Here is an 11,998-nt window from a genome sequence, read left to right on the forward strand (position 1 = left end):
GGTGGGGTGACCTCCGCTCCCCCGTCCGGCGCAACCTCCGTGCGGTGCCATGTCGTGACCGGCAAGGGGGGCACCGGCAAGACGACCGTGGCCGCCGCCCTCGCGCTCTCCCTCGCCGCCGACGGGCGGCACGTGCTGCTGGTGGAGACCGAGGGCCGGCAGGGCATCGCCCAGCTGTTCGACACCCCGCCGCTGCCCTACGAGGAGCGCCGGGTGGCGGTCGCCCGCGGGGGCGGTGAGGTGAAGGCCCTGGCGATCGACGTCGAGGCGGCCTTCCTCGAGTACCTGGACATGTTCTACAACCTGAAGCGGGCCGGCCGGGCGCTGCGCAAGATGGGCGCGGTCGACTTCGCCACCGCGATCGCCCCGGGCCTGCGGGACGTGCTGCTGACCGGGAAGATCAAGGAGGCGGTGACCCGCCGGCACGACGGCCGACCGGTCTACGACGCCGTCGTGGTCGACGCCCCGCCGACCGGGCGGATCACCCGGTTCCTGAACGTGACGAACGAGGTGGCCGGGCTGGCCCGCTCGGGGCCGATCAAGGCGCAGAGCGACGGGGTGATGGCGGTGTTCCGCTCGCCGCTGACCGCGGTGCACCTGGTGACCCTGCTGGAGGACATGCCGGTGCAGGAGACCGCCGACGCGATCGCCGAGCTGACCGCCGCGCAGCTGCCGGTGGGGTCGGTGATCGTGAACATGGCCACCGAGCCGCTGCTGCCGGCCGCGAGCATCGCCCGCACGGCCGAGGGCCGGCTCACCGCGACCGACCTGCTGCCGGCACTGACCGCCGCGCAGGTCCCCGCCGCCTCGGAGGTCGCGGAAGGGCTGGCCGCCGAGGCCGTCGAGCACGCGCGCCGCTGGGTCGCGCAGGACGCACTCCGCGGGAAGGTCGAGGCGCTGGGCCGTCCGGTCGTGGAGCTCCCGCTGTCGTCCTCACCGATCGACCTGGGCTGCCTGTTCGAACTGGCCGAGCGGCTCGACGGCCACCTGCGGACCGAGGCCGCGGCGTGAGCGCCCCGCGACGCCCCGCGGTGGCCCCGGCGCTGGACCTGGCGGCCCTGGTCGAGGACCGGGAGACCCGGATCATCGTGTGCTGCGGCTCCGGCGGGGTGGGCAAGACGACGACGTCGGCGGCGCTCGCGCTGGCCGCGGCCGAGGCCGGCCGGGAGGTCGTCGTCCTCACCATCGACCCGGCCCGCCGGCTGGCCCAGTCGCTGGGTCTGGTGGAGCTGGACAACGAGCCGCGGCTGGTCGAGACGCCAGGGGCGGCCGGTGAGCTGCACGCGATGATGCTGGACATGAAGCGGACGTTCGACGACGTCGTGTCCGCCCACTCGACGCCCGAGCGGGCGCAGGTGATCTTCGAGAACCCCTTCTACCAGGCGCTGTCGTCCTCCTTCGGCGGGACGCAGGAGTACATGGCGATGGAGAAGCTGGGGCAGCTGCGGGCCAGCGACCGGTGGGACCTGGTCATCGTCGACACCCCGCCGTCCCGTTCGGCGCTGGACTTCCTGGACGCCCCGAACCGGCTGTCCCGCTTCCTCGACGGCACGATGATCCGGCTGCTGACCGCCCCGGCGCGGGCCGGCGGCCGGGCCGGGGTGCGGCTGGTCGGGGCCGGCTTCTCGCTGTTCAGCCGGATCATCAGCAAGATCCTCGGCGGACAGCTGCTCAACGACATCTCCGCCTTCGTCTCCGCGCTGGACACCATGTTCGGCGGGTTCCGGGAGCGCGCCGACGCCACGTACCAGCTGCTCCGCCAGCCCGGGACGTCGTTCGTGGTGGTCGCCGCCCCGGAGCCGGACGCGCTGCGCGAGGCCTCCTACTTCGTCGACCGGCTCTCCACCGAGGGGATGCCGCTGGCCGGTCTGGTGCTCAACCGCACCCACCCGCCGGCGACGACCGCCCTGTCTGCCACCCGCGCGGAGGCCGCGGCCGAGGCCGTCGCCGAGGCCGGTGGGCCGGGGTCGCAGCTGGCCGCCGGGGCGCTCCGGGTGCACGCCGACCGGATGACGGTGGCCGCCCGGGAGCAGCGGCTGGCCGACCGGTTCACCAGCGCCCACCCGGAGGTACCGATCCGCGCGGTCCCGGCCGCGGCCGGCGACGTGCACGACCTCGACGGGCTCCGGCTGATGGGCGAGGCGCTGCTCGCCGCCGAGGCGGACACCGGCACGGGCACGCCGCGCAGCCGGGTCCTCCCGCTCCGCCCCACGGCCGGCTGACCGGGTGCGCCCCGCCGCCTGACCCGGCGCCGCGTGGGGCGGGAGGGGTGCGCGGTGCAGGAAGCGAGCCCGCGCGTCACCTGTTCGTGTCTGCGCTGCCCGGGGGCCTGGCTCTGTTGGTGACGCACGGTTAGCGTCCGCCCGACCGTTCCGTCGGAGGGATGACACACCAGGCATGAGCACCGCACCCGAGCTGGACCGGAGCACCGCGACCACGTCGCCGCCGGCCGGCCTCTTCGGCACCGGCACCGCCGTCCCGACCGTCGTCCCCGCAGCCGCGGACCTCCCCGTCGAGATCCCGGTCGACACCGTCGGGCTCTCGGCCGACGACAAGGTCCGCACTAAGGTCATCACCTCGGCGATCCGCCGCCGGTCGCAGGAGCTGCGCGCCGAGCACCCGGTGCTGCGGCACCAGGACGCCCTGGGGCTGGCCGCGTTCGGCGTCGCGGTCCTCGGCTTCGTCGGCAGCGGCGCGCTCTACCTCACCGGGGTGCTGCCCTGGTACGTGACGCTCTTCGTCTCCGCCGCCTTCGCCGCGATCGGGCACGAGGTGGAGCACGACCTGATCCACGCGCTCTACTTCCGCCGCCGCAAGGGCATCCGCTACGCGCTGCTGTTCGGCGTCTGGGCGATCCGGCCCTACACGATCAACCCGGTCTACCGGATCCGGCTGCACCTGCGGCACCACGCCTACTCCGGCCTCCCCGACGACATCGAGGAGGTGTCGATCACCAACGGCAAGCCGTGGGGCGCCGTCCGGCTCTACAGCCTGCTCGACCCCTACGTGCCGGCGCTGATCCGGATCGTCACCACCAAGCCGAAGGACGCCGAGGACGCCCTCTGGCGGCAGACCATCCTCAAGGCCAGCATCGGGCTGACCCCGGTGGCGATCACCATCTGGTACGCGTTCCTGGGCCTGCACGTGGCGTCCTGGCTGGGCGCCGACGTGCCGTCGGGCTGGCTGCACGCGCTCACCGTGCTGACCGTCGTCTGGGTGGGCCCGAACGTCTGGCGCGGCTTCTGCCTGCACTTCATCAGCAGCAACATGCACTACCAGGGCGACGTGGAGCAGGGGAACGTCCTGCAGCAGACCCAGGTGTTCAACCGCTGGTACCTGGTGCCGTTCCAGGTGTTCTGCCTGAACTTCGGCAGCACGCACCCGATCCACCACTTCTACGTGGCCGACCCGTTCTACGTGCGTCAGCTGATGGAGCGGGACATCCACCCGGTGCTCGCCGCCAACGGCGTCCGCTTCAACGACATGGGCACCTTCAAGCGGGCCAACCGCTACAACGGCTGACCTCGTCCGGGGCGTGACCGGGGGCGCTCCCCGGCACGCCCCGGGCGACGCGCCGGGCGCCACCGGACCACCCCGCGCGTCGGCGTCCGAGGCACCGGACGCCGGGCCCGCGGACAGGTACCTTGGCCTGCGATGTCCGAGTCTGCGAACCCCCGTCTGGGCGCCCTGGTCAAGCTGGCCGTGACGATCGTCGTCGCCGGTGCCCTCGTCGCCGCCATGCTGCTGCCCTGGGTGGGCGGGCCGGGCCTCGTCGCCCGCAACTCCACCAGCCTGCTCGACGCCCTGCCGGTCGAGCTGACCGACGAGACACCCAACGGCAACACCAGGGTGCTGGCCGCCGACGGGTCGCTGATCACGGAGTTCTACACGAACAACCGGACGCCGGTGACCCCCGACCAGGTGTCCGACGTGATGAAGCAGGCCCTCGTCGACATCGAGGACTCGCGCTTCTACGAGCACAACGGCCTGGACGTCGAGGGCACGATGCGCGCCCTGGTCAAGAACCTCGCCGCGGGCAGCGTCCAGGAGGGCGGTTCGACGCTCACCCAGCAGCTGGTCAAGCAGACACTGCTGCAGACCGCAGACACCCCCGAGGAGCGGGAGGCGGCCGACGAGGAGACGGTGGGCCGCAAGCTGCGCGAGGTGCGGCTGGCCCTCGCCCTGGAGGAGACCTACTCCAAGGACGAGATCCTCACCCGCTACCTGAACATCGCCTACTTCGGTGCCGGCGCCTACGGCATCCAGGCCGCCGCGCAGAAGTACTTCAGCGTCAACGCCATCGACCTCACGCTCCCCCAGGCCGCCGTGCTGGCCGGCCTGGTGCAGAGCCCGGGGAACACCGACCCGATCAACAACGTGGATGCGGCGACGGCCCGGCGCAACCAGGTGCTGGCCCGGATGCACGAGCTCGGCCACATCACCGACCAGGAGCACGCCGACGTCACGGCGGCACCGATCCCGCTCGCCGTCGGCGCCAACCCGCCGAACGGCTGCGCCCAGGCGGTCACCGGCGGGTTCTTCTGCGACTACCTGCAGGGCTACCTGATCAACGAGCTGGGCCTCACCCAGACCCAGCTCGACAACGGCGGCTACACCATCCAGACCACGCTGCGCCCGGACATGCAGGCCGCCGGCGACCAGGCCGTGCTCAACACGGTGGGCATGGGCGACGAGGTGGTCGGGGTGTACGACGCGATCGAGCCGGGCACCGGGCACGTGCTGGCGATGAGCGTGAACCGGGTGTTCGGTTGCGGCGATGCGGCCCCCGAGTGCGAGTCGGTCAACTTCGCCAGCGTCCCGACGAAGGGATCCGGCTCGACGTTCAAGACCTTCGTGGCCGCCGCAGCCCTGGAGAAGGGTCTGCCGGCCAGCCACACGATCACCACGCCCGAGCCCTACACGTCTCGGGTGTACAAGAGCTACGACCCCGAGAGCCGCCGGATCGAGCCCTACTCGATCGGCAACGTCGGCAGCTCGTACCCGAACACCCTGACCATGACCCAGGCGCTCTACATGTCCTCGAACACCTACTTCCTGGCCCTGGAGGACGCCCTGGGCAAGATCGAGCCCGCGGTCGAGATGGCCCAGCGACTGGGCATGACGTTCGACTACTCGGCCACCCAGACCCCGGCGCAGACGATCATCGACGAGAACCGTCCTTCCTTCGCCTACGGGACCGACGGGGTCAGCCCCCTGGACCTCGCCAACGCCTACGCGACCATCGCGGCGAGCGGTGTGAAGTGCGAGCCGACGCCGGTGGTGGGCATCACCCGGTTCGACGGTCAGCAGGTCACCGGTGACGACGGCCAGCCGCTGGTGAAGGGTGACCAGTGCGCGCAGGTGCTCGAGCCGGGCATCGCCAACACGCTCAACCAGATGATGCGCAAGGACGTCGAGCCGGGGAACCGGCTGCAGACCGGCGAGGCCGCCTACATCTCCGGCCACCAGATCGCCGGCAAGACCGGCACCGTGAACAAGAACGACTCGGTGACCTTCGTCGGCTCGACGCCGGAGTACACGGCCAGCGTCATGGTCTTCCGCCCCCTCGGCAACGAGAGCGTCGGCGGGTACGGCGGCGGCAAGCCGGCGACCATCTGGCACGACGCCATGCTGCCGATCCTGAGCAACCAGCCGACCGCGGAGTTCCCGCCGGCCGACCCGAAGTACGCCGGCCGCGGTGTCGACGCCACTCCCACCCCGGTCCGGTCGTCGTCCAGCGACGACGACGAGAGCTCCAGCAGCCGGAACCGGGGCAGCAACACCGGCGGCGCGGCGAGCTCTTCCTCGGCACCGGCGCCCGACTCGTCGACGCCCGCCACGCCACCGGCCGACACCGGTGCACCGGCCGATCCCGCGGCCCAGCCCGACCTGAACGGGGACGGCCAGCCCGGCTGACCAGCGACCCACCGGCGGGGGCCGGGGCCCTCGGGCCCCGGCCCCCTCCGTCGTCCTGGGGTTCCACACCCCGCCGACCCGGCGCTCGGCTCCCTCGCCGGCCGGGACCCGGGCTCAGCCGAGCTGCTTGCGCACCTCTGCGGCCACCCGGCCGCCCTCGGCCCGGCCGGCCACCTGGCCCTGCACGGCGCCCATCACCTTGCCCATGTCCTTCATCCCGCTGGCTCCGGTCCGCGTGACCACGTCGGCGACCAGGGCGGCGAGGTCGGCGTCGGTGAGCTGGGCGGGCAGGTAGGTGGCCAGCACGCCCTCCTCGGCCCGCTCGCGGTCGGCCTGCTCGGCGCGGCCGGCGCCGGCGAACGCCTCGGCCGCCTCGCGGCGCTTCTTGGCCTCCCGGCGCAGCACGGCCTGCACCTCGTCGTCGGCCAGCTCGCGGGCCTCCTTGCCGGAGACCTCCTCGGCGCTCACCGCGGCGAGCACCATGCGCAGCGTGGCGGTGCGCAGCTCGTCGCGGCTCTTCATGGCGGTGGTCAGGTCGTTGCGCAGTCGGTCCTTCAGCTCAGGCACGGCTCAGAGCCTGCCACCTCCGGCCCGACCGGGACGATGCAGTTCTGGCCTCCCCCTAGGCTCGGCGCATGCGCGCCACCACCGCCGTCCCCGCCGCTCTCGTGGCCACCGGCGCCGCGACGGTCGCCTACGCGGGCCTCGTCGAGCGGACGCACTGGACGCTCCGCCGCTTCGACGTCCCCGTCCTCCCCCCGGGCTCCGCGCCGCTGACCGTGCTGCAGCTGTCGGACCTGCACATGACCGCCGGCCAGCGCAGCAAGCAGGAGTGGGTGGCCGGCCTGGCCGACCTGCGCCCGGACCTGGTGGTCACCACCGGTGACAACCTGGCCGGGATGGACGCCGTCCCGGCGACCCTGCGGGCGCTGGAACCGCTGATGGACTCACCCGGCGCCTTCGTGCTCGCCAGCAACGACTACTACGCCCCGCGACCGAAGAACCCGCTCAAGTACTTCAAGACGAACCACAAGCGGGTGCACGGCGAGGAGCTCCCCTGGCGCGCGCTGCGCGACGGGATGACCGGCCGGGGCTGGCTGGACCTGACCAACCACACCGGCGCGCTGACCGTGGCCGGCACCCGGATCGCCTTCGCCGGGGTCGACGACCCGCACCTGCAGCGGGATCGCTACGACGACGTCGCCGGCCCGGCCGACGCTGCCGCCGACGTGCGGATCGGGCTGGTCCACTCCCCCGAGCCCCGGGTGCTGGACCGGTTCGCCGCCGACGGCTACGACCTGCTCCTGTGCGGGCACACCCACGGCGGCCAGCTGCGGGTGCCCTTCTACGGGGCGCTGGTCACCAACTGCGGCATCGACCGGCAGCACGTCCGGTGGCTGCACCAGTGGGCGCCGCCGTCCGCGGGGCACCCGACCGGCACCTGGCTGCACGTCTCGGCCGGGCTGGGCACCAGCCCGTACGCGCCGCTGCGGTTCGCCTGCCCGCCCGAGGCCACGCTGCTGACGCTGGTCGCCCGCTGAGGGACCGCGGCCGCTGGGCCGAAGGGGGGCGCAGGGCCCGGTCGGGCATCGGTTACAGTTGTCGACGCACCTCGGGGTGTGGCGCAGCTTGGTAGCGCGCGTCGTTCGGGACGACGAGGCCGCAGGTTCAAATCCTGTCACCCCGACCATCCACTCAGGGACCGCCGATCCGGCGGTCCCTGAGTGCGTTCGGGGCACAGGTCACGTCGGCGGCCCGTTTCCGCCCACCCTCTCCCGGGCACCGGCTCCAGGTGACCGAATGGCTGCTCCTGCTGGCGGCCGTGCTGTTGACCGCGCTCACCGGGTTCTTCGTCGCGGCCGAGTTCTCCCTCACCACCGTCGACCGCGGCAAGGCGCAGGAGGCGGCAGCGGCCGGGGACACCGGCGCGGCCGGCGTCGTCACGGCACTGCGGGGCCTGTCCACCCAGTTGTCCGCGGCCCAGCTGGGGATCACGCTGACCACGCTGGTGGTCGGCTTCCTCGCCGAGCCGGCGCTGGGTGGCCTGCTGGAGCCGGTGCTGGAGGCGATCGGCCTCCCGGAGAGCGCGACGAGCCCGGTCGCCATCGCGCTGGCCATCTTCCTGGCGACGTTCCTGCAGATGATCATCGGCGAGCTGGGCCCGAAGAACTTGGCGATCGCCCGGCCGCTGCCGACCGCCTCGCTCGTCGCCCCCGGGATGCGGCTGTTCACCACGGTGAGCGGCCCGGTGGTCCGCACCCTGCAGCGGCTGGCCAACGCGATCGTGCGCCGGCTGGGCTTCGAGCCCCGCGAGGAGCTCGACGACACCCGTGACGCCGAGGGCCTGGCCGCGGTCGCCCGGCGTTCGGCCGAGGAGGGCGACCTCTCCCCCGTCGCCGCCCGGCTGCTGGCCCGGTCCCTGGGGCTCCGCGAGAAGTTCGCCACCGACGTGATGACCCCGCGGACGCGGCTGTGGACGCTCAGCTCTGCGGCGACCGCGGCCGACGTCATCGACGCCGCCATCCGATCGGGCAACTCCCGCTTCCCGGTCTACGGCGCCGACCTGGACGAGGTGACCGGCGTCGTGCACGTCAAGCACGCGGTCTCCGTGCCCGACGAGGAACGGCTCGAGCGCACCGCCGGCGAGCTGGCCGAGCCGGTGCTCGCCGTCCCGTCCTCGCTGCACCTCGACCCGCTGCTGGACCTGCTGCGCGAGCAGGGGCTCCAGCTGGCACTGGTCGTCGACGAGTGGGGCGCCACGCACGGCATCGTGACGCTGGAGGACATCGTCGAGGAGCTCGTCGGGGAGATCGCCGACGAGACCGACCGGCCGCTGCGCCAGCTGCGCCGGGACGCCGACGACTGGCTGCTGTCGGGCCTGCTGCGCCCCGACGAGCTGCGCGAGCGCACCGGCATCACGGTGCCCGAGGGCCGTTACGAGACCGTCGCCGGGTTCGTGGTGGAGCAGTTGGCCCACCTCCCGGAGGAGGGCGAGTCGGTGGACGTCGAGGGCTGGCGGCTCACCGTCGACGAGATCGAGGGACGGCGCGTCGCCCGCCTGCGTGCCACCCCCACCCCGGACGACGCCCAGGTCGAGGACGTCGGCCGACCGGCCGGCGCCACCGCCGTCCGCCCCGAGCGAGAGGTGGCCCAGGCGTGAGCGACGGGTTGAGCCTGCTGGTCCTGGTCGCCCTCCTGCTGGGCAACGCGTTCTTCGTCGCTGCCGAGTTCGCCCTGGTCTCGGCCCGCGCCGACCAGATCGAGCCACGCGCGGAGGCCGGCTCGGTGCGCGCCCAGAAGACGCTGGCCGCGATGCGCAACGTCAGCCAGATGATGGCCGGCGCCCAGCTGGGCATCACGCTGTGCTCGCTGGGGCTCGGCGCGATCGGTGAGCCCGCGGTCGCGCACCTGATCGAGGTGCCGCTGGAGGCCGTCGGCGCCCCGGAGGCGCTGCTGCACCCGATCGCCCTGGTGATCGCGCTGTCGCTGGTCACCGTGCTGCACATGGTGCTGGGCGAGATGGTGCCGAAGAACATCACCATCGCCGGGCCGGACCGGGCGGCGATCGCCCTCGGCCCGCCGCTGGCCGTGCTGGTGCGGGTGCTCAAGCCCTTCATCTGGTTCTTCAACACCGTGGCCAACGCGTTCGTGCGGCTGTTCGGCGTCACCCCCACCGACGAGGTGTCCGCCAGCTTCGACCAGGACGAGATCCAGTCGATGATCACCCAGTCGCGGCGCGAGGGGCTGCTCGGTGCCGAGGTCAGCGACCTGGCCGCCGGCGCGCTCACCTTCGAGCAGCACGACGTCAGCTCGGTGCTGCTGTCGCCCGACTCGCTGATCACCGTGCCGCGGTCGTCCACCCCCCGGGACATGGAGGGCGTCGTCGCCGAGCACGGCTACAGCCGCTACCCCATGTCCGCCGAGGACGGCTCGCTGGTCGGCTACGTGCACGTCAAGGACGTGCTGGGCACCGGGCCCACGTCGCGGGACCAGCCGGTGCCCGACCAGGCGGTGATCGACTTCGTCGAGCTGAGCCCGGCTGAGCCGCTGCCGGAGGTGCTGCGCGAGATGCGCCGCAGCGGTGCGCACCTGGGTCTGGTGCGCGACGGCGACCGGGTGCTCGGCCTGGTGGCGCTGGAGGACGTGCTGGAGCGGCTGATCGGCGACGTCCGGGACGCCGGGGTCGAGCGGCCGGCCGCGGGGCGACCGCCCGCCGCGGAGGCCGGGGCCGGCGCAGGGGGAAGATGACCCGGTGACCGCTGAGCCGACGTCCTCCGCCCCCGCCCTCCCGGAGGAGGTGACCGCGCGCTGGCAGGCCCGGTTCCGGGCGCCGCGGGTGAGCCTGCCGGACTGGGCCGACGACGCGCCGCAGCACAGCCTCTACGCCTCCGACGTCAGCGGCGTCGTCGAGCAGTACGCGTGGGACCGGGAGACCGACGTCCACCGGCAGGTCACCGACCGCGCCAACGGCACCCTGGCGGCCACGCTGAGCCCCGACGGCAAGACGATCTGGTGGTTCGCCGACACCGACGGCGACGAGTTCGGCGTCTGGATGACCCAGCCCTTCGCCGGCGGCCCGGACAGCGTCGCGCTCCCCGAGGTCGGGCCCGCCTACCCGGCCGGGCTGGAGATCGGCCACTCCGTGGTCGCCGTGGGCCGCTCGACCGACGACGGCAGCGAGCTGTGGATCGCCCCCGTCGGCGGCACCCCGTCGGTCTTCTACTCCTCCCCCGACACCGCCGGCGTCGAGGCGCTGTCCCAGGACGACACCCTGCTCGTCTACTCGCACTCCGAGCACGGCGACCCTCGCTACCCGGCGCTGCGCGTGCTGCGCACCGCCGACCTGTCGCTGGTCGCGGACAAGTGGGACGGCGAGGGGCGTGGCCTGCACGCGCTGAGCTTCTCCCCCGTCAGCGGCGACCAGCGGCTGCTGGTCGGGCACGAGCGCCGCGGCCGCGAGGAGCTGCTGATCTGGGACGTCGCCACCGGCGAGGAGGCCGAGCTGCGGCTGGACCTGCCCGGCGACGTCACGGCCGGCTGGTACCCCGACGGCTCCGCGCTGCTGGTCGGCCACGACCACGCCGCCCGCAGCGAGCTGTACCGCTACGACCTGTCCACCGGCACCCTGGAGCAGCTGGACACCCCGCGCGGCGTCGTCCGCGGGGCCACCGCCCGCCCCGACGGCTCGGTCGAGCTGGCCTGGTCGTCCTCCGAGCTGCCGCCGGTGATCCGCCGGGCCGACGGCCCGGTCGTGCTCGCCGCGCCGGGTGAGGCGCCGCCGGCGGCCTACCCGGTCGAGGACCGCTGGGTGCCCGGCCCGGGCGGGGACGTGCACGCGCTGCTGGTCCGGCCGGCCGGCGAAGGCCCGTTCGCCACCGCCTTCCTGGTGCACGGCGGCCCGGAGTCCCAGGACGACGACTCCTACCGCGCCCGCCGGGCGGCCTACGTCGACGCCGGCTACGCCGTGGTGCACGTGAACTACCGCGGCTCCACCGGCTACGGCAGCGAGTGGCGCGACGCGCTGACCGGCCGACCGGGGCTCACCGAGCTCGAGGACATCGGCGCGGTCCTCGACGCCCTGGTCGCCGAGGGCGTGGTCGACCCGGCCCGCACGATCCTCACCGGCGGGTCGTGGGGCGGCTTCCTGACCCTGCTGGGCCTGGGCACCCAGCCCGAGCGCTGGACGGCGGGGATCGCCGAGGTCCCGGTGGCCGACTACCTGGCCGCCTACGAGGACGAGATGGAGGGCCTGCGGGCCTACGACCGGGCACTGTTCGGCGGCTCCCCGGAGGAGGTGCACGACGTCTACGTGCGCTCCTCGCCGCTCACCTACGTCGACGCGGTGGCCGCCCCGGTGCTGGTGGTCGCCGGCGCCAACGACCCGCGCTGCCCGATCCGGCAGATCGACAACTACCTGGCCGCGCTGACCGAGCGCGGTAAGGAGCACGAGGTCTACCGCTTCGACGCCGGGCACGGGTCGCTGGTCATCGAGGAGACGATCCGCCAGGTCGAGGTCGCGCTGTCGTTCGCGCTGCGGCACGTCACGCCGTGAGATGGGTCACGGGGCGACCCGCCAGACCGT

General features: G+C 73.4%; 9 protein-coding genes and 1 tRNA gene. 9 read left to right on the forward strand and 1 reads right to left on the reverse strand.

The window, feature by feature from the left end; genetic code table 11:
• Positions 1-54 precede the first annotated feature (54 nt).
• From HLA93_RS02390 to HLA93_RS02405, 4 genes are all read left to right on the forward strand, one after another.
• Positions 55-1,011, forward strand: a complete 957-nt coding sequence (locus HLA93_RS02390) for an ArsA-related P-loop ATPase (RefSeq protein ID WP_308127905.1) — start codon at positions 55-57, stop codon at positions 1,009-1,011.
• Positions 1,008-2,222 (forward strand): ArsA family ATPase, encoded by a 1,215-nt coding sequence (locus HLA93_RS02395; protein WP_222192657.1) that lies wholly within the window; start codon positions 1,008-1,010, stop codon positions 2,220-2,222. Before HLA93_RS02390 ends, HLA93_RS02395 begins: the two co-directional genes overlap by 4 nt.
• Positions 2,223-2,397: 175 nt before the next feature.
• Entirely contained in the window at positions 2,398-3,522 is a 1,125-nt protein-coding gene (locus HLA93_RS02400) for a fatty acid desaturase (RefSeq protein ID WP_222192658.1), read from the forward strand.
• Between the two features lie 132 nt (positions 3,523-3,654).
• Positions 3,655-5,916 (forward strand): transglycosylase domain-containing protein, encoded by a 2,262-nt coding sequence (locus HLA93_RS02405; RefSeq protein WP_222192659.1) that lies wholly within the window; start codon positions 3,655-3,657, stop codon positions 5,914-5,916.
• A gap of 114 nt (positions 5,917-6,030) precedes the next feature.
• Here the strand turns inward: HLA93_RS02405 and HLA93_RS02410 are convergent, their stop codons facing one another.
• A complete protein-coding gene (locus HLA93_RS02410; RefSeq protein WP_222192660.1) occupies positions 6,031-6,483 on the reverse strand; it encodes a GatB/YqeY domain-containing protein in 453 nt (150 codons plus the stop codon).
• Positions 6,484-6,551: 68 nt separating this feature from the next.
• On the opposite strand from HLA93_RS02410, the gene HLA93_RS02415 reads away from it, so the two are divergent.
• The 5 genes from HLA93_RS02415 (at position 6,552) to HLA93_RS02435 (ending at position 11,968) form a co-directional block, all read left to right on the forward strand.
• The gene (locus tag HLA93_RS02415) at positions 6,552-7,457 is read left to right on the forward strand and encodes a metallophosphoesterase (RefSeq protein WP_222192661.1); all 906 of its coding nucleotides are present in this window, start codon (positions 6,552-6,554) and stop codon (positions 7,455-7,457) included.
• A 72-nt stretch (positions 7,458-7,529) separates the two neighbouring features.
• Positions 7,530-7,606: transfer RNA gene (locus HLA93_RS02420), tRNA-Pro, on the forward strand.
• Positions 7,607-7,708: 102 nt separating this feature from the next.
• On the forward strand, positions 7,709-9,076 hold the full coding sequence (locus HLA93_RS02425) for a hemolysin family protein (protein ID WP_222192662.1): 1,368 nt from the start codon (positions 7,709-7,711) through the stop codon (positions 9,074-9,076).
• Positions 9,073-10,164 carry a hemolysin family protein gene (locus HLA93_RS02430; RefSeq protein WP_222192663.1) on the forward strand — a complete coding sequence of 364 codons (1,092 nt, stop codon included), beginning with the start codon at positions 9,073-9,075 and terminating at the stop codon, positions 10,162-10,164. The genes HLA93_RS02425 and HLA93_RS02430 overlap by 4 nt, the downstream gene beginning before the upstream one ends.
• A 4-nt stretch (positions 10,165-10,168) precedes the next feature.
• Positions 10,169-11,968, forward strand: a complete 1,800-nt coding sequence (locus HLA93_RS02435; RefSeq protein WP_222192664.1) for a S9 family peptidase — start codon at positions 10,169-10,171, stop codon at positions 11,966-11,968.
• The last annotated feature ends 30 nt before the right edge of the window (positions 11,969-11,998 follow it).

The sequence above is a fragment of the Modestobacter italicus genome, assembly GCF_019799965.1.
Taxonomy (GTDB): domain Bacteria; phylum Actinomycetota; class Actinomycetes; order Mycobacteriales; family Geodermatophilaceae; genus Modestobacter; species Modestobacter italicus_A.